The 18,895-nt window shown below is 58.5% G+C and carries 15 protein-coding genes; 8 read left to right on the top strand and 7 right to left on the bottom strand.

Annotated elements, in window-relative coordinates:
* The first annotated feature begins 300 nt into the window (after positions 1-300).
* The 3 genes from GBCGDNIH1_RS18890 to GBCGDNIH1_RS18880 are packed head-to-tail and all read left to right on the top strand — an operon-like array spanning position 301 to position 5,970.
* Positions 301-1,374 (top strand): efflux RND transporter periplasmic adaptor subunit, encoded by a 1,074-nt coding sequence (locus GBCGDNIH1_RS18890; protein WP_157691999.1) that lies wholly within the window; start codon positions 301-303, stop codon positions 1,372-1,374.
* A 4-nt stretch (positions 1,375-1,378) separates the two neighbouring features.
* Positions 1,379-4,546, top strand: a complete 3,168-nt coding sequence (locus GBCGDNIH1_RS18885) for an efflux RND transporter permease subunit (protein WP_011631977.1) — start codon at positions 1,379-1,381, stop codon at positions 4,544-4,546.
* Positions 4,543-5,970, top strand: a complete 1,428-nt coding sequence (locus tag GBCGDNIH1_RS18880) for a TolC family protein (RefSeq protein ID WP_011631976.1) — start codon at positions 4,543-4,545, stop codon at positions 5,968-5,970. The genes GBCGDNIH1_RS18885 and GBCGDNIH1_RS18880 overlap by 4 nt, the downstream gene beginning before the upstream one ends.
* A 15-nt stretch (positions 5,971-5,985) precedes the next feature.
* On the opposite strand, the gene GBCGDNIH1_RS18875 is transcribed toward GBCGDNIH1_RS18880, so the two are convergent.
* From GBCGDNIH1_RS18875 to erpA, 7 genes are all read right to left on the bottom strand, one after another.
* Positions 5,986-6,771: an ABC transporter ATP-binding protein gene (locus tag GBCGDNIH1_RS18875; RefSeq protein WP_011631975.1), complete on the bottom strand. Its 786-nt coding sequence runs from the start codon at positions 6,769-6,771 to the stop codon at positions 5,986-5,988.
* Positions 6,765-7,757, bottom strand: a complete 993-nt coding sequence (locus GBCGDNIH1_RS18870; protein ID WP_011631974.1) for an ABC transporter permease — start codon at positions 7,755-7,757, stop codon at positions 6,765-6,767. The genes GBCGDNIH1_RS18875 and GBCGDNIH1_RS18870 overlap by 7 nt, the downstream gene beginning before the upstream one ends.
* A complete protein-coding gene (locus GBCGDNIH1_RS18865; RefSeq protein ID WP_216634995.1) occupies positions 7,754-8,815 on the bottom strand; it encodes an ABC transporter substrate-binding protein in 1,062 nt (353 codons plus the stop codon). Before GBCGDNIH1_RS18865 ends, GBCGDNIH1_RS18870 begins: the two co-directional genes overlap by 4 nt.
* A gap of 120 nt (positions 8,816-8,935) precedes the next feature.
* Positions 8,936-10,111 (bottom strand): MFS transporter, encoded by a 1,176-nt coding sequence (locus tag GBCGDNIH1_RS18860; RefSeq protein ID WP_011631972.1) that lies wholly within the window; start codon positions 10,109-10,111, stop codon positions 8,936-8,938.
* A gap of 71 nt (positions 10,112-10,182) precedes the next feature.
* Positions 10,183-11,592 carry a sugar porter family MFS transporter gene (locus GBCGDNIH1_RS18855; RefSeq protein ID WP_269766053.1) on the bottom strand — a complete coding sequence of 470 codons (1,410 nt, stop codon included), beginning with the start codon at positions 11,590-11,592 and terminating at the stop codon, positions 10,183-10,185.
* 47 nt (positions 11,593-11,639) lie between these two features.
* The gene (locus tag GBCGDNIH1_RS18850; RefSeq protein WP_043453953.1) at positions 11,640-12,413 is read right to left on the bottom strand and encodes an exodeoxyribonuclease III; all 774 of its coding nucleotides are present in this window, start codon (positions 12,411-12,413) and stop codon (positions 11,640-11,642) included.
* Between the two features lie 49 nt (positions 12,414-12,462).
* Entirely contained in the window at positions 12,463-12,825 is a 363-nt protein-coding gene (gene erpA, locus GBCGDNIH1_RS18845; protein WP_050748424.1) for an iron-sulfur cluster insertion protein ErpA, read from the bottom strand.
* Between the two features lie 106 nt (positions 12,826-12,931).
* Here erpA and GBCGDNIH1_RS18840 point away from each other — a divergent pair, with 106 nt between their 5' ends.
* The 5 genes from GBCGDNIH1_RS18840 (at position 12,932) to GBCGDNIH1_RS18820 (ending at position 18,894) form a co-directional block, all read left to right on the top strand.
* Complete coding sequence (locus GBCGDNIH1_RS18840; protein WP_011631968.1) at positions 12,932-14,176, top strand: deoxyguanosinetriphosphate triphosphohydrolase; 1,245 nt, start codon at positions 12,932-12,934, stop codon at positions 14,174-14,176.
* A gap of 60 nt (positions 14,177-14,236) precedes the next feature.
* Entirely contained in the window at positions 14,237-16,012 is a 1,776-nt protein-coding gene (argS, locus tag GBCGDNIH1_RS18835) for an arginine--tRNA ligase (RefSeq protein WP_011631967.1), read from the top strand.
* Between the two features lie 167 nt (positions 16,013-16,179).
* Positions 16,180-17,118, top strand: a complete 939-nt coding sequence (locus GBCGDNIH1_RS18830) for an SPOR domain-containing protein (RefSeq protein WP_157691998.1) — start codon at positions 16,180-16,182, stop codon at positions 17,116-17,118.
* Positions 17,119-17,127: 9 nt separating this feature from the next.
* Positions 17,128-18,174 (top strand): beta-N-acetylhexosaminidase, encoded by a 1,047-nt coding sequence (gene nagZ / locus GBCGDNIH1_RS18825; protein ID WP_011631965.1) that lies wholly within the window; start codon positions 17,128-17,130, stop codon positions 18,172-18,174.
* Between the two features lie 24 nt (positions 18,175-18,198).
* On the top strand, positions 18,199-18,894 hold the full coding sequence (locus GBCGDNIH1_RS18820; protein WP_011631964.1) for a site-2 protease family protein: 696 nt from the start codon (positions 18,199-18,201) through the stop codon (positions 18,892-18,894).
* Position 18,895: the final 1 nt, after the last annotated feature.

The following is an 18,895-nucleotide window of genomic DNA, read 5'->3' as shown; positions in this document are numbered from 1 at the left end:
ACTGGCAGTGTGTATTATTCCTCTCCTGCTGATCCCTTCATGTTGATGTTGCGTTGCACACAATATATACTGAACGGCAGAAAAACTGATTCAGACTATTCAGAGCAACGCTCATTGCCTCTCTAAAAGCTCTGCGATCATACATACTGGACTGGCCGGAAATTTCTATGGCCATATTAAAATATGCAGGAGCAATACTGCGTGACATTCCGGTCCTGTTTATCCCACTGTGTGTCTTGCTTTATGTCTGGCTGGTCTAGAAAACCTTTATTTCTTGTCACTCTGCTGCCATTACTTATTTTGGTCACCACTCTTTACGCTGCCGAGAGTGATCGGAAACCCATTCTTCTCAAACTTGGGAAGGGGGAGATTCAGGCGGCCGGTATAGAAGTCGCAAAGGTCACTCCCGAGACCGGGATGACCGAGGCAACTCTTCAGGGCGTTGTACAGGCTCCTCCTCGTCAGGTAAGAGTGGTCGCAGCACCTGCCGGAGGTCTGATAGAAACAGTTCTGATCGATCCGGATGAAATGGTACAGCAGGGTCAGCCGATCGCTATTCTCCGCAGTACGGAGCTGGTGGAGGCACAACGCCTTTATCTTGAAGCCGAGGCTGGTGCCACATTGGCTGAGGAACGGTTGACGCGCGATGAGGCCATGTTCAGGGAGCATATTATTCCCGAGCGCCGCTTGTTGACGACCCGCGCTGAAGCATCTTTTGCTCGTTCCCGTCTTGATGAGCGATTGCAGATGTTGTCTTTGCTGGGGATGGATGCGGCGAATATTGCAGTCCTGAAAAAAAACCGCACAATTTCTCCGACCTTGACGATTATCGCACCGGTTTCCGGTACCGTTTTGCAGCGGCAGAGTATGGCTGGTGAAAGAGTGGCACAGGCGGCACCTCTTTTCACCATTGCTCACCTTAATCCTTTGTGGGTGCATCTGCAGGTCCCGCTGGCCCGGGCTGCTTCTCTGGCGCCGGGGAACAAAGTGTCCGTATCGACTTTTGGCGGGCAGGGTCAGGTTATTCGCGTCGGACGCAGTGTCGATCCAACCACGCAGGCTACATCGGCGACGGCGGAAATAACGCAGGGTACCGAAGGGCTGCGGCCTGGTCAGGCTGTCACGGTGTCCGTCCAGCTTGAGCAATCAGGCATGCCGCAATGGCGCGTGCCAGTAGGGGCCGTCATCAGGCATCACAATCACAACTGGGTATTTGTGCAGACGGAGGGTGGGTTTCGTGCCCAGCCGGTTACAGTTATAGGCGAAACATCCACTTACACATCGATCCGCGGTCATCTGTCAGTGCAGGATAACGTCGCTGTCGAGGGCATGTTGCCTTTGTTGGCGGAGCTGACCAAAGCGGACGGTAGCTGATCCGATGCTCGCCAGACTGGTTGAAGTTGCGCTGAAACAGCGCCTGATTGTTCTGCTTCTGGCGGTGGCTCTGGCCGTATGGGGTGCCAATGCCTATCAAAACCTGCCCATTGATGCGTTTCCGGATGTCTCACCGACACAGGTGATCGTGTCGATGAAAGCCTCCGGTTTGACGCCGGAGGAGCTGGAGCAGCGCGTCACCGTTCCGATCGAGCTTGGAATCAAGGGGATTCCTTATCTGGTGATGATGCGTTCGACCACACGTTACTCGGTCGCATTATTGACCTTTGAGTTTGCCGATGGGGTGGATGTTTATTGGGCGCGGCAGCAGGTAGCAGAGAGACTATCGGACATTAAAGCGCAATTGCCGCCAGGCGTGTCGGGTGGACTGGCGCCGATTGTTACGCCGCTGGGCGAAATGCTGATGTTTACGATCACCGGCGGTGGTCTTGATCTTCAGCAGCAGCGTCATCTGATTGACTGGGTCATCCGTCCGCGTATCCGTGGTTTACCGGGTGTGGCCGATCTGAACTCCATGGGTGGCCTGTCACGCACCTATGAGGTTGTGCCGAACACGGCGGCATTGGCGGCACATGGCATTACTGTCAAGCAATTGCTCGATACGATCGAGGCCAATAACGGAAATGATGGTGCCGGACGGATCGAGGATGGCGAGGAAGCCTTGCTGGTCAGTGTTTCCGGTCGGATCGAGACATTGAATGATCTGCGCTCCATTGTTCTGGCTTCGCGCCCCAATGGCATTATCCGTGTCGAGGATGTAGCAGAGGTTCGATATGGCTCCCTGCCTCGCAATGGCGTCGTGGTGGCCAATGCGAAGGGAGAAGCGGTATGGGCAACCGTGCTTGGTCTTGCAGGTGCCAATGCCCGTACGGTCGTTGATGGTGTGAAAGCCAAGCTGGAGGAAATCAAGCCTCTGCTGCCCAAAGGCGCGCATATCGAGATTTATTATGACCGTAGCGAACTGATCGGCAAGGCTGTCTGGACGGTGCAGCGCGTGCTGCTGGAAGCCGTAACGCTGGTTGTCGTGCTGCTTTTGCTGTTTCTCGGCGGTCTGCGCCCGGCTTTGGTCGTGTCGATTATTCTGCCGCTGGCCGTGCTGGTAACTTTTGGGGTCATGCGGCTTTGGGGTCTGTCCGCAAACATCATGTCGCTGGGTGGCCTGGCAATCGCCATTGGTCTGCTGGTGGATTGTGCCGTCGTGGTGGTGGAAAACGCATCGCACCGTTTCACGGAAGCTGTCAGGCCGCCGACTTTTCCGCAGCGTCTGCGACTGGTGGCGGAATCCACGCGTGAAGTGGTCGTGCCGCTGGTATCAGGTGTCATCATCATTGTAACCGTCTTCATGCCACTGCTGGCTTTGCAGGGGCTGGAAGGCAAGATGTTCTCTCCGGTGGCACTCACCATCACGTTTGCGTTGTGTGCCGCATTGCTGCTGTCTCTGACAGTGGTTCCGGTACTTTCTGCCATGGTTTTACGGGGTGGAGGCAAAAAGGATGCGCATGGTCATCCCGTGGATCCCTTGCTGGTGCGATGGCTGCATCGATTTTACGATCCGTTTCTGGAATGGATCATTGACCGCCCGCTTTATGTCGTGGGCGTGGTTGGCTGCGGTGTCGTTGGGGCTTTTCTGGCATTTGGCGGGATCGGTTCCACTTTTGTGCCGAGCATGGATGAAGGAAATCCGGTTCTGAGTGTGCGCACGCATCCATCCATTTCTGTTCTGGAGGCGGCAGAACTGGATAACCGGATTGAAAAGATCTTGATGGCGCAGGTGCCGGAGGTGGTTGGTATTCATGCCCGCACCGGCGCTGATGAGCTGGGCATTGACCCGGTGGGGTTGAACGATACCGATATGTTTCTGACGCTGGCCCCGCGGGATAAATGGCGCAAGCCGGATCCTGACTGGTTGATTGAGCAGATACGAGGGGTGATGGAGCAAATCCCCGGTATTTCCTATCAGATTGCACAGCCGATCGAGATGCGTGTGCAGGAAATGGTGATTGGCGCTCGTGGTGACGTGGTGGTCAAGATTTTCGGCTCCGATCTGAATGAGCTCAACCGGATCGGTAAGGATATTGCCGCCGTCATCAGCAATATTCCCGGTGCATCGGATGTGTACGCGCTGCGTAATGAAGGTATGAAATATCTGTCGGTGACTGTGGACAGGTTGGCAGCGGGCCGCTTCGGGCTTGATCTGAAAGACGTTCAGCGTGCCCTGAGAGTATGGGTGGATGGCACCGATGTCGGTGAGGTTCTGGAGCCGGGAGAAGTCAGGATTCCGCTTGTCGTGCGGGGTGAGCAAAGTCTGAGGCAGTCGGTGGCCGATTTCGGACGGGTTCAGATCGCTCTGCCGGGCCGGGCTGGCAGTACCGTGCAGCTTTCACAGGTGGCGCAGATCAAGGAAACAGAAGGCCCTGTGCAGGTTGTTCGTGAACAGGCGCAACGTTTTCAGACCGTGCTCGCCAATGTGCATGGGCGGGATCTGGTCGGATTCGTGGCCGAAGCGCAGGAGGCTGTCGGAAAGAAAGTATCCATTCCTCCAGCCTACCGACTTGAATGGGGTGGCCAGTTTGAAAATCAGCAACGTGCATCAGCAAGACTGGCTATGGTGGTGCCGATTGCCCTTGGGCTGATTTTCCTGTTGCTCTATCTGACATTCGGTTCCGTGCGGCAGGCAACACTGGTCTTCTGCAATGTGCCTTTTGCCGCGATTGGCGGTATCATCGGACTCTGGATTTCGGGGGAGTTTCTCTCGGTTCCTGCATCGGTCGGGTTTATTGCTTTGATCGGTATCGCGGTTCTGAATGGTGTCGTTCTGATCAGCTATATTAACCGGCTGCAATATGAGTTGAGGTTGCCTCTGCGCACTGCCGTGCTTGAGGGAACGAAACGCCGCATGACCCCGGTTTCCCTGACGGCGACCATTGCTGCATTTGGTCTGGTGCCTTTCCTCTATGCGGAAGGGCCTGGATCGGAAATTCAGCGTCCTCTTGCCGTTGTGGTCATCGGTGGTCTGGTGACGGCTACGACATTGACGCTGGTGCTGCTGCCCATTCTTTACGACCGTTTTGCCTTGCCCAAAGCTGCACGGGCGGCGGCAGCGGGGGCGGGGGCAGGTGCAAAGAAAGGTGCTTCGGAGAATCCCGAATGATATTCAGGAAGTACCACTTCTCGGTCAGCCCTCTGACTGTTGCCCTTATCTCGGCTGCCACATTGATGGGTGCTCTGGGAGTCGATCTGGGGGGCATTTCTGAAACGGCGCAGGCGGCAGAAGATCAGACTGGAAAATCCGGCTCGGAAAGCTCTCATCATCGGAGCACTCTTCAAAAACCGGTTCCGAAATCAGTGTCGGACAGTCAGCCTGCCATCATTTCCGAAACCGTATTTGCGCGTCATCTGCTGCGTGCGCTGTCGCTCGATCCTGAATATATCTCCTTACAGGCCGAGGTGCTGGCAGTTGATGCCAGACATGCAACCACCAGCATACCTATTGCGGGATCTCCATCTGTCGGCATTGGCGGCCGTATGGATACGCGAGGTCCCCGCAAGGTGTGGCAGACGGATGTGGAGTTGGGCGCTCCGCTCTGGTTGCCCGGGCAGCGTCAGGCGTTTGGTCAACAGGTAGACGCCGATCTGTTGCAGGCCGAACGCCGCGCGACGGAGCGCGCCCTGCAACTGGCAGGGGAGCTACGTGAGACGTGGTGGGATGCTGTCCTGGCCATGCTGAATGTCCATGTTGCGGAACAGCGTCTGGAAACTGCGCAGGCTATCCAGAAAGATGTCGAACGCCGCGCCCATTTCGGTGATCTTTCGTCACAGGATACATTGTTCGGTGAAAATGAGACCCTTGCGGCCGACCTGGACCTGTCCCGCGCGCGGATGGAAGCGGAAAGGCTCCGTTCTGTTTACAGCACCATCACCGGCGGTGATGAACCACTGGTTGCTTCAGAGCCGGTTGCAACCGACAGAAAGCTGGATGATCACCCGCTGATCCAGCTTGCTCTGGCGGGTATCGAGGCGGCACGTGCCCAGATACGCTATGTGAATACGACCTTGCGTGAAAATCCCGAGGTGAGCCTGTATTCATCACAGCAGGGCGGTGTCATGTCGGAGGAAGGAACCTCATTCGGGTTCCGGCTGAGGGTTCCGTTGGCCACCGAAGCCCGCAACATACCACGCCGGGCGGCGGCCCAGGCGGGGTTGACCCGGGCAACGGTGGAATGGACCCAGCACCGCCGCGTTCTCGGCCTGGCCATTCGCAGGGCGGAGAACGTGTTGGAACGGGCTAAAATCTCCGCAGGGATTGCGCGGGAGCGTCTGGATGTCGCCAGAAAGCAGCTCGCCAGTGCGCGTCTTTCATTCGAGGCAGGTGAGACCACGCTCTATAATCTTTATCAGGTCAGGCGGCTTCTGTCCGACGCATTGGAGGCCGATGCACGGGCGGAGGTCGAGCTTGGCCGTGCTCGCGCGCGTCTCAATCAAGCTATGGGTGTATTGCCCGGTCTGTCTGCGGCTATGGTGACGCCCGTTGTGGCCCATCAGAAGCTACCTGAGCCTGCTCCATCTTCCCGGTAAGGGGAGAAGGGACGGTTACCAGGACCGTTCCATCCCCAGCAATCCGAGAATTTCTTTTCTGAGCGAGACCAGCTGTGCATCATCCCGATGGCGGGGATAGGGCCGATCTACTATAAGATCCGCCAACACTGTTGCTGGCCGATCACTGAACACGATCACGCGCTCGGAAAGCAGCAGAGCTTCTTCAATGTCATGGGTGACGAGCAGGACCGTGAACCCTGCATTCTGCCACAGGCGCTGGATTTCCCCCTGCATGGTCAGGCGCGTGAGACTGTCCAGTTTGCCAAGCGGTTCATCCAGGATCAGCAAACGCGGATCGTTGACCAGCGCCCTTGCCAGCGCTGCGCGCTGTGCCATCCCGCCGGAAAGCTGATGCGGATACGAATCCGCAAATTCCGCCAGCCCCACACGTTGCAGCGCATCGCGGATACGGTGTCGATCCTGATGCAGGGTTCCACGCGCCTCCGGCCCCAGCCCGACATTGGCTTCAACAGTGCGCCATGGATAGAGGGTGGGATCCTGAAACACGACTACCCGGCTGGGATCAGGTCCGGTTATCGGGGTGCCATCAGCCAGGATACGACCCTGTACCGGTGGTTCCAGCCCGGCGACGAGACGCAGCAAGGTAGATTTTCCGCATCCGCTCGGACCGAGCAGGGCGACGAAACTGCCCGGTTCCAGATTCAGCTGAACATCCTGCAGAACCGGCAGCGGACCGGCCTTACCGGGGAAAGCATGGGAGACGGCTTCAATCCGTAAATCCAGACCTGCCGAAGCAGATTTCAGGGCAGGATTTACCATTTCACCAATCCTTTCTGCCAGCTGAGCACCCTGTCACGCAGCCGGAACAGCAGGGCGATCAACCCGGAGCACATCAGCGCCATCAGCAGCAACGCCGCATACATGTTGGCATAGGCCGCCCAGCCCTGTGCCCAGGTCAGATACCAGCCCAGGCCCGCCTTTACTCCCATCATTTCAGCAACGACCAGTACCGAAAAAGATGCGCCAAGCCCCATAAACAAGCCGACGAATACGGAGGGCATTGCTGCCGGTATGGCTACTTTCAGCACCAGAAAACGCGGTTTTGCGCCCAGTGTGCGGGCGATATCGTAATAGGCGGCGGCGACGCTGGAAACGCCTGACCAGGTGAGCACGGCCACCGGGAAGCCTGAGGCAAGGGCAATCAGAAAAATGCTGGCGCTGAAGCTGGATGGAAAAAAGAAAAATGCCAGTGGCAGCCATGCTGTAGCAGGCAATGGGCCGAGAAGGCGCAGCACCGGATGCGCCCAGTATCCTACGGCCCGTGACCAGCCGATGGCGACCCCGGTTACGAAACCGGTTGCAGCGCCAAGACCGTAGCCAAGACCGAGCAGGATCAGGGAATGTCCGATGCTGTTACCCAGCCGCGGCCAATCATCAGTGTAGACTTCCAGAATAGACTGGGGAGCAGCAAAAAACGGGCGTGGCAGCAGGTTGAGTTTTGCCGTGATGAGTTCCCATGCTCCCAGCAGCAGTGCCAACACCACAAGCCATGGGCCGATATAGCGCAGTCTGGCTGGAACCCGGTTGCTCAGGGACAGAAGCAGCAGAAACGCTGCTACCCCCGTGGCACCGGCAGCCAGCCAGTCGCTCCGGCCAAGATCATTCGCATCTGGCCAGAGCTGGATCAGGGCACCATCGATCCCCCACAGCAAGGCAGCAATCAGGCCAATGACCCAGAATGCAGCACGGCTGCGACCCAAAAGAATGCCGGGCTGGCTGGAAAAGGCGGAAGCGGAACCTGTCATGACAGAACATCTGCTGTAATTTGTTTTGCAAAACGCTCTGGATCGGTACGGCTGCGAATGACACCGATATCACGCAGTGCGGCGGCATAGGTGATGATTTCCTGCTCCAGTGCCTGTCCGCTCGGCATATGATGCTGGGTGTGAGAGCGCAACATGCTTTCGACCTGTTCTGCTTTCACCTTGCCGGAATGGGCTGCATAAATCGCGGCAGCCTCGGCTGGATGAGCGGCAGCCCATTCCTGACTTTCCCGCAGGGCGGCTGTCAGTGCTCTTGCTGCTGCCCTGTCATCACGCACCATGCTGCCACGGATACCAAGAATGCAGCAGACGCTGTGTTGATAGGGAGAGGTCAGGTTGGTAGCGATCTCCACCAGACCCTCCCGCTCCTTGATCAGCCAGGCCAGCGGATCGTTAAGGGAAATTGCCTTCACTTCACCTTTCTTGAGCGCCACGCTGAGCAGATCGGCGGGATAAGCACGCCAGTCGATGGAATCTGCTGGAACACCCTGCTGATATGCCAGAATAGTGAAAAAGTTTTTGTCGGGGGCAGCCAGATCACTGGTGCCGATTGTCTGCCCGCGCAGATCGGCGACGCTGCGGATGGTTGAATCCTTCGGTGCCAGCAGACGCATGCAGCCGCCATGAATACCACTGGTAATGCGCACATCGAATCCCTGCTCCAGCGGCTTCAGCCAGCGCAGGGTCATGCCGACACCGGCATCGGCTTTCCCGGTAGCAATCGCTTCCAGCAACTGATCTGTCGAGCCACCGAAATTAATCAGCTCCACATCAAGATTATACTTTTTGAAAATACCGCGCTCCGCTGCTGCCGGAACGCTGACTGTGCATACTGAATTCGCATTCCAGGTCACACGCAATTTTTTCGGCTCTGGCAATGCGAATGCTGGAGAGCCGGTGCTGGCGTGCTGGTGTGCTCCAGCGTCAGGTATCGCCTGCTCAGTAGCGGCCCAGCCAGTTCGGACCAGCAACCCGACAGGAAGCGCCATACCGGCAGCCTGAAGAAGGCTTCTGCGTTTGATGGGCTTCAGGTAATGCATTTTTCTGACATCCATTTTTGTGGAATTTACATTTTACTCGAGAAAAATAGTAAATTGACTTGAATGGACGCGGTTAACGGTATTTCTCCGTTTGTGCAACGTTTTCTGTCGCAATGCGTCTCAGCGCTGGCCGCAGGGCCGGGTGTGGGCCGTATTGGCGTGCTCCACCCTGATCGCATACAGCGTCAAGCCCAGAGCCAGTAACGCAATAGCGGCGGCCAGAGGAGGCAGGGTCCGGTACCCGAATCCCCATGACAGCATCACCCCTCCCAGCCACGCCCCGGTTGCATTGCCCAGATTGAAGGCTCCCTGATTGAGGGTAGATGCCAGATTACGGGCGTCCACGGCCTGATCAACCACTCTTAATTGCAGGGGAGAGACCAAAGCGAACGCGATGGCGCCCCATACGATCATGGTTGCAATGGCCAGGGCAGGGTTGAGGACTGTCCCGGTGAACAGAAGCAACACCAGGATCAGGGCGATCAGTAATCCGACGACGGAAGGCATCAGCTTCCAGTCCGCCAGCCGACCGCCAATATAATTCCCCCCTGTCAACCCGACGCCGAACAGGAGCAGGGCGATGGTGACGGTACGGTCTGAAAAACCGGTGACCTGCTCAAGCAGAGGGGTAATGTAGGTATAGACCGTGAACAGGCTGACGGAGCAGATCACGCTGATCAGCATGGTCAGCAGCACCTGTGGTCGCCGGAGGGTTTTGAACTCTGCCAGCATGTTGACGCCCCGCTCTGCCGGAACAGCGGGAACCCATATAGCCAGAGCTGTAAAGGCTATGACGCCAATGGCTGAGACGACCCAGAAAGTAGCGCGCCATCCGGCCCATTGTCCAAGCAGGGTACCAAGTGGTACGCCCAGTACATTGGCCAGTGTCAGGCCGGAAAACATCATGGCGACAGCTTGTGCCCGCTGATGACGCGGCACGATCTGGGAAGCAACGACAGAGCCGATGCCGAAAAATGCCCCATGGGCCAACGCCGTGAAAATCCGTGCCAGCATCAGCAGGGTGTAATTGCCGGCAAGGCCGCACAAAATATTGCCGAGGATGAATATCCCCATCAGGCCCATCAGCGTTGAGCGCCTTGGCAGACGAGCGGTGGCAATTGCCAACAATGGCGAACCGAAGGTGACGGCAAGGGCATATCCCGTCACCAGCAGCCCGGCCTTGGGGATGCTGACATCCAGGCTTTTTGCCACATCCGGCAGCAGGCCCATGATGACGAACTCGGTTGTTCCGATACCGAAGGAGGCAACAGCAAGAGCCAGCAAAGAAAAACGCACGTCGATCAGATCCCCTTACCCATCCTGATATCAGTGCAGCGCAAATTTGTGCGCTGCACAATACGGAAGGATCAGGAAGCACTCATACTCCGCTCAATGTCCTCCAGGGTTTGCCCGGTCGTTTCCGGCACGAAGCGGATCGTGAAGAAAATGGATACCACCGACATGAGGGCAAAAATCAGAAAGGTAGAGATGATCCCCACACTGTTGAGCATTGGCAGGAAAGTATAGGCGACAATGGCGTTGGAACCCCAGTTGGCGACTGTCGCCACCGCCATGCCGCGCCCTCGCGCATGGAGGGGAAATATCTCGCTGATGATCAGCCAGAAAACCGGCCCCATTCCAATGGCGAAAGCGGCAATGTAGATCGACAAGGCGGCAATGGCGATCCAGGCGGAAGCTCCTCCTGGGCCGGATGTGCCGATCCAGAAACCGAAAGCAAGTAGTAGCAGGCCAATCGTCATGCCGAGCAGACCATTGATGAGCAGGGAGCGTCGTCCGGCCCGGTCCATCAGGCGCATGGCAATAATTGTCATACCGACGTTGACGACGCCGATCAGCACATTGGCAAGAATGGAGGCGGAATGATCGCCAATACCCGCCGCACTGAAAATCTGTGGGCCGAAATAGATGACTGTGTTGATGCCGGTGACCTGTTGCAGCACGGCCAGACCAACCCCGATCACCAGAGGCAGGCGGTAACGTCGATCATTGAAAATGGAAACTCCATTGGCAGTTCTCTCGGACGCTAACTCTGTCTGCATGAAATGATTCAGACTTTTGAACTCTCCTTCTGCCTGCTCCTTCCCCATCAACTGCCGCAATGCATCCGCAGCCTGATCAACATGGCCGTTTTTCAGCAGCCAGCGTGGGCTTTCCGGCAAAGCAAGCATTCCCAGAAACAGGATTATGCCTGGTACAGCGCCAAGGCCCAGCATCCACGACCATGCACGGGAAAAGGAAAAGGCGTAATCCACCAGAAACGCCACCAGAATACCGAGTGTGATGAAAAACTGGTTCATCGACACCATTCCGCCTCTCCGTGAGGCAGGGGCAATTTCCGACAGATAGAGCGGGGTGATGAGTGATGACACGCCAATGGCCAGCCCGACGATCAGGCGGCCAGCCGTCAGAACCAGAATGCTCCCGGCGAAGGCCGAGAGAACGGCACCGACAATAAACAGTATGGATGTAAGCAAGATCATCAGGCGCCGACCAAACCGGTCGGCCAGATTTCCCCCCGCCATAGCCCCCAAAGTGGCACCTGCAAGAGTGATGGCAGCGACCAGACTTTCGTTCCAGGAATCAAGGTTGAAGTCTTCACGAAGGAAAGGTAGCGCGCCGGAAATGACACCTGTGTCATAGCCGAACAAAAGGCCGCCGAGAGCTGCCACGATCACCATGAATGTGAAATTCATATCCGCTTCCCCTCTCTGCCTGACAGCCTGTTGAGAGGCATCCCGATTGGCCCGGCCGCTGATCAGGTCATTGTTCAGTCATAGCGTTGTGGCGGCTTGCGGATAAAAGCTCAAGGCTCGAACGATATTATGACCGGAACATGGTCCGAAGGCTGCGGCTGATCACGCTCCATCCGGTCAGGAAGGGCTTCGATCAGTCGCTCTGCCATGCGGCTTGATAACAGGGCGTGGTCGATACGCAGCCCCCGGTCACGCGGCCACGCACCCGCCTGATAATCCCAGAATGTATAAATCTGTCCCGATGGCCGCATTGCCCGCACGGCATCGGTCAGGCCCAGCCAGAGTAATGACCGGAATCGCGCCCTTGTTTCTGGCCGCAGCAAGGCATCCTCCGGAGGCAGGGCGCCGGGGGCGTAATCCTCCTCGGTCGGGCAGACATTGTAATCTCCCGCAAGAATGAGGTCCTCGCCGGCAGCCAGCAAGCTGGCGGCATGCTGTGCAAGATGCTCCATCCAGCCAAGCTTGTAGGCGTATCCGGCTTCCCCCCCACTATTGCCGTTTGGCAGGTAGAGATTGCCGATGATGGTGTTCAGCGCTCTGATCTCGATATAGCGCGCCTGTGCATCGTCGGGGGGAAGGCCCGGGAGGGTGCGCTGTGTGACCTCAAACGGCACGCGGGACAGCACAGCCACCCCATTATAGGCTTTTTGCCCGACTGCCTCGGCCTGATATCCCAGTTTGGCAAAAGCCTGTGCCGGAAAGGCAGCGGTTTCGCATTTGATTTCCTGCAACAACAGGATGTCCGGCTGATTCCGCTCCAGCCAGGACAGTACATGACCCTCTCGCTGCCTGATGGAGTTCACATTCCAGGTGGCGATTTTCACGGGCAATGCTACTTTTTTGAAAGACGGTGTCGATCTGGCTATCAGATGATCATTCAACCGAGAAGCTGGTGCCGCAGCCGCAGGAGGCGGTCGCATTCGGGTTTCGGATAGTGAAATGACTGCCCATCAGCGCATCCTTGTAATCGAGTTCTGCACCGGCCAAAAATTCCAGACTCGCCGGATCGACCAGAACGACTGCTCCGTCGCGCTCGATAACGACATCATCATCGGCCCGCTGCCCATCCAGAGCAAACTGATATTGGAAACCGCTGCATCCCCCTGCCAGCACGGAAACGCGCAGGGCTTGCCCTTGTGCAATTTCGGCAATGCGTGCGGCGGCTGAGGCCGATACGCCGAACCCCACTGCCGAGCCGGAGGAAGAAATGTCAGGAGAGGTTTCGAGTGCGTCCATCCCATGAAAATAAGCGAAGAAACCCGGACTGCAAGACGCTTTCCATCGGTGCTGCATTGATCGGGTGCTGGTGCGGTGGCTGGTAGCAGTGCTAATCCGTTGAGTTATGAACGAAACTGGACCGGATCATCTGTTATCCGCCATTCAACCCCGGGCAGCGGACTGGCTCTATCCGCCGGAAAGTCGCGCTTTCCAGCGTAGCGGTCTGGCGCCATGGGCCGTAAGGCTGGAAACCGCGCGGGGCAGGCTCTACCCCGAGCCGGAAAGCCAGATGCGCAGTCCGTGGCAACGTGATCGGGACCGGATCATCCACAGCGCCGCCTTTCGCAAGCTGCAATATAAGACGCAGGTTTTCGTCAATCACGAGGGCGATTTCTTCCGCACCCGGCTAACCCACAGTCTGGAGGTGGCACAGATTGCGCGGTCCATGGCGCGTGCTCTGGATGTCGATGAAGATTTGGCGGAGACGCTGGCTCTTGCCCATGACCTCGGCCATCCCCCTTTCGGCCATGCCGGGGAGGACGCTCTACAGGTAGGAATGAAGCCGTTCGGCGGCTTCGATCACAATGCCCAGTCCCTGCGGGTCGTGACGAGGCTGGAAAACCGTTACGCTCCCTTTGATGGGCTGAACCTGACATGGGAAACCCTGGAAGGTCTGGCAAAGCATAATGGTCCGCTGCATCGGCCCCCACCTTATGTCGCGGAATACAATGCGCTGTATGATCTCGAACTGGATAGCTATGCCTCGGTCGAGGCGCAGATTGCCGCCATGTCGGATGATATAGCCTACCACTCCCACGATCTGGATGATGGTATTCGTGCCCAGTTGTTCGGGTTCGATGACATCGCCCATCTGCCGGTGGTGGGGGAGGCATTGGAGGCTGCCAGGAAGACCAGCCTGGATGTGCCGCCACCCCGTCTGCGGCATGAGACGATTCGGCGCGTGATTGATACGCTTGTGCGGGATATGATCACGGAGACACGTGGCCGGATTGCTCAGCTCAATCCAGCCAGTGCCAGTGATATCCGCCGCGCCAATGAGGCTGTGGTTGCCTTCAGCCCCCGCATGGCGGAAGCCAACAGGGTCATCAAGGAATTCCTGTTCGCCCGTATGTATCGCCACTGGCGAGTCAATCGCATGACCGTGAAGGCGCGCAGGGTTACGGCTGATCTGTTCCGCATCCTGCATGACGACCCGACCCTGTTACCCGGCGAGTGGCGGGTGCGGGGAGGCGGCTCCACCGGTTCTGAACGGGCTGCCCGCACGGTCTGTGATTACATTGCCGGTATGACGGATCGTTTCGCTGCTGAAGAACATCGGCGCTTGACGGATCTGTCCGTTCCCGGCTGAGACAGCTCCCCATACCAATATTGCCTGCCCAAACGTACACTGATCGAGATACCCAATTCCATGGCCGATGACATCTACGCCCTGATCCGTACCCATGTTCTGGAAGCGCTGGCCCGCGTTGTACCTGATCTTCCCGCGGAGCTGACGGCACGGGTGGAGGTCACGCCCACTCGTGATCCTCTGCATGGCGACATGGCCACCAATGCAGCGATGATCGCGGCAAAACCGGCTGGAAAACCGCCCCGTGATTTGGCGCAGGCCCTGTCGGCTGCATTGGCCGGGGTTACGGAAATCGAGCGTGCCGAACCGGCGGGTCCGGGCTTCGTGAACATGCATCTGCGGGCCGAAGCGTGGCGGATGCGGATTCCGGCCATTCTGGAGGCCGGTATCCGTTATGGTGACGGCAGTGCCGGATACGGAAAGCGGGTCAACATCGAATATGTATCCGCTAACCCGACTGGGCCGATGCATATCGGTCATTGCCGTGGGGCCGTGGTGGGGGATGCACTTGCCAATCTGATGGGCAAGGCGGGCTACACGGTGACGAAGGAATATTACATCAACGATGCGGGCGCCCAGGTGATCGCATTGGCATGGGCAGCTTACTGGCGTTACCTGCAGGCGCTCGGCACGACCCTGACCGAGGATGAGTATGCGGCACAGGTTCCGTGTGGGCTGCAATATCGCGGTGATTATCTGGTTCCGGTCGGGGAAGAACTCGCCAGGCTTCATGGCGATACGCTGGCCGGTCCCGGCACCACCGTGGCTGACTCTGCATTGTGGCTGAATACCGTGCGGGAATTCACCGTGGCGCAAATGATGGCGTCGATCCGCGAGGATCTGGATCTGCTCGGCGTTCACCCGGATGTGTTCTCCTCGGAGCTTGCTTTGTTGCAGTCTGGCGCTGCGGATGCCGCGATTGAGCGGTTGCAGCAGGACGGGCTGATCTATGAGGGTGTGCTGGAGCCGCCGAAAGGCAAGACTCCGGATGACTGGGAGCCGCGTGAACAGACCTTGTTCCGCTCGACCTCCTTCGGCGATGACGTGGATCGTCCGCTAAGAAAATCAGATGGCACCAACACGTATTTTGCCAATGATATCGCCTATCACGCCGACAAGGCCACCCGTGCGGATATCGTTGTGGACGTGCTGGGGGCCGATCATGGGGGCTATGTGCCACGTGTGAAGGCAGCCATGCGCGCCATTGCCCCGCAGGCGATCTATGAGGCCGTGTTGTGCCAGATTGTCCATGTGGTTCGGGACGGGCAGCCCGTGCGGATGAGCAAACGCGCCGGAACCTATGTCACGCTGCGCGATCTGCTGGAGGAAGTGGGCCGTGATGCCGTACGCTTCACCATGCTGACCCGCAAAAGCGATGCGCAGATGGAGTTCGATCTGGATCAGGCTCTGGCCCAGACACGGGAAAACCCGGTTTTCTATGTGCAATACGCGCATGCTCGCTGCTGCTCGGTTCTGCGCATGGCGGCGGAGCAGGGGCTGACCACGCAACCGGAGGCATTACGTCATGCCGCGCTGGACAGCCTGACCTCCGATGCCGAACTGACCCTGATCCGCCGTCTGGCCGGGTGGCCACGGATTGTCGAGGCCGCTGCACAGGCCAGAGAGCCTCATAGAATTGCGTTTTTTCTCTATGAGTTGGCAGGCGATTTTCATATGCTCTGGAACAAGGGCCGTGACGATGCAACCTTGCGCTTTATCCAGCAGGACCGTACGACAGAGACAACGGCACGGCTTGCTTTGGTCGAAGCTGCCGCCATTGTCATCCGGTCGGGGCTGGCCGTCATGGGTGTGGCACCGGTGAATGAAATGCGCTGAGGGGAGCTTCCTCCGCAGCGTGCGGCGAATGAACGGAACAGGCGACGATGCCGGATCATACTCCCAACGAAAATCCAGATCCTCGCGGTCTGGCATCTGATCGACCGAGAGTTCGGCAAGCGCCGCGTTTTGATCCAAACCACGTCTATAGCGATGATGGTGAGGCCATGGGCGGTCCGGAGGGTTTCCGTATGCCCCGGATCGACCTTCAGCGGGAGGATCTACGCACCCGCCCGACCGACGATCTGCTGCCGGGGGTGGAGGAAGAAACCGCCTACCGTTCCAGCCGCCGTGTGACCGGTGGCGGAGCGCTTGATCCCGCCACGCGCAAGCTGGCGATGGCGGCAGGTGCTATCGGTGTGGCGCTGGTCGGTTTCATCGGCCTGTGGTCACTGGTGCAAGGGACAGGAGGCCCTGTTCCGGTGATCGAGGCCGATAATCGTCCATTGCGCGTAAAGCCAGCCAATCCCGGCGGTATGCAGATATCCGGTGCCGATGATGCCATTCTCTCCGGTGCGAGTGATGATGCGCCGGAATCTCTGGCCCCCAAGCCGGAAGCCCCCATGCCGGGCCGTCTGGCTCCGCCTTCTGCACCGCAGCCTTTGCCCCCCAGTGGTTCCGAAACGACTGAGGAGCCCGTCATACAGGGTTCTACATCACCCGGTGCCAAAGCAGCGGTAGACTCGCCTGCTGTAACGGGCAAGGCCACGGAACAAAAACTACCGTCCTCCCCCAAACCGCCGGTTACCACCGAAGATGCGGATGATGAAACGCCGTCTGCCCCGCCATCTGCCGCTCCATCAAAAACGGCTCCTCAGGCCGCGGCAAAACCTGCTCCGTCCGTCGCGCCTGCTTCAAACGGTCATGTGACGGTACAGCTTGCCGCGCTGAACAGCGAGGATGCGGCGCATAGTGAATGGAACCGTCTGTCCCGCCGGATGCCGGACCTGCTGGGACATCGCCAGCCGAGCATCAGTAAGACCGAGCGTGATGGTAAAACCTACTGGCGTCTCCGTACCGGAGGCTTTGCCGACGTTGCGGCAGCAAAATCATTCTGTGCCGAAGTCAGGGCCAAAGGTGGCGGCTGCTCGGTCGCCACATTCTGAGGCAGGGATATGAAAGCTGCGATCATCGGCCTGTCCGGCCCGACCCTTACGTCGGCCGAGGAGGCCATGCTGCACACGCAGCGTCCCGCGGGTGTCATCCTGTTTCGTCGCAATATCAGCGATCCTGCCCAGCTGAAGGCCCTGACGGCAAGGCTGCGTTCCATTCTGCCTTCGGAGGCGGCCTTGCTGGTGGATCAGGAAGGTGGGCGTGTGGCGCGGCTGCGGCCTCCTCACTGGCGATCCCATCCGCCTGCTGCTGTCATTGGCCGTCTGTATGAAGCAGATAAGAAGGCCGGGCTGCGGGCCGCCTGGTTGACCGGGGCGCTGATCGGGCTGGACTGCATGGGGGCAGGGTTTGATGTGGTTTGTGCCCCGGTGCTCGATCTGCTGGTACCGGGCGCCCATGACATTGTGGGGGATCGCGCATACGGCACCGATCCCGGCACGGTCACGCTGTTGGGCGGCGCGGTGATGGAAGGGCTGCTGGCGGCTGGCGTGCGCCCTGTGATGAAGCACGTGCCGGGTCATGGCCGGGCGCATGCGGATAGTCATCTGGAATTGCCGGTCGTCCCTGATGAACTTCCTGCCGAGCTGGAGCCTTTCACCCGTAATGCCGCGCGTTTTGCGGGCCTTCCCGTCTGGGCGATGACAGCGCATATTCTCTACGAAGCGTGGGACCGGCTCCGCCCGGCCACCTTATCTCCCGTGGTGATCGGGCAGATCATCCGGCAACGCATCGGTTTTAATGGTCTGCTGGTTTCCGACGATATCGCCATGAAGGCACTGAGTGGTGATCCTGTTTCTCTCACCCGTCAGACGCTGGCAGCCGGATGCGACGTGGTGCTGCATTGCACCGGTGTGCAGGCGGAGACACAGGCGGTTCTGGAAGGCTGTCCGTTACTGACGGATCAGGCTCATACCCTGCTGGCTGCCCGTCCTGTTGCTTCCATTAGTATCGGGGATGGGGAGTCTCTGGCGCAGGAAAGAGAGCGCCTGGGCTTGCTGGAAGATGGTATCCGCGCCAAAGACCCGACTGAAGGCCATCACCCGGCCTGATTTCAGCCGGACGGATTACACCCAATGCTATCGCATCTTCTGCTTTCGCTGATCCCGGCGGTTTTTGCCATCACATTGCATGAGGCCGCGCATGGGTTTGCAGCCTTTGCGCTGGGTGACCCCACGGCGCGGGAGCAAGGCCGGTTATCGCTCAACCCGTTGCGGCATATCGATCCAATGGGCAGCATCATCGTTCCTGGTCTTATGGTGCTCGGGCAGTTGATTGCCACCGGTCATCCGGGGTTCATTTTCGGCTGGGCGAAGCCGGTGCCGGTCAATGTGATGCGGTTCCGCCACCCTTTGCAGGGGATGGGGGTGGTTGCGGCGGCAGGGCCGGGGATGAATTTCCTGCTGGCATGGCTGGGCGCGCTGGGGCTGCACCTGCTGCCATTTATGCCTGCGCAGGCCAGTCAGTGGATGATGGATGGGCTGTTCGATTTCATCCTGTTTAATCTTGCGCTTGGCCTGTTCAATCTGATCCCGATCCCTCCGCTGGATGGTAGCCGGATCGTTGCCGCCGTGTTGCCGGCACGGGTGGCGATGCACTGGGTCAGACTTGATCGCTACGGCGTTCTGCCGGTCCTCATGATCGTGATGCTGTTGCCATGGCTCGGGCATCAACTGGGAATGGACCTTGATCCGGTCCGGTGGCTGATGGACCGGATGCTGCGGCCTGCGGTTGGTCTCGTCCTGCGTCTGGCGGGCCATGATGGTGGCTGAG

The organism is Granulibacter bethesdensis CGDNIH1 (genome assembly GCF_000014285.2).
GTDB lineage: Bacteria > Pseudomonadota > Alphaproteobacteria > Acetobacterales > Acetobacteraceae > Granulibacter > Granulibacter bethesdensis.
The sequence above is the reverse complement of the archived record's forward strand: the minus strand, read 5'-3'. Positions and strand labels throughout refer to the sequence as shown.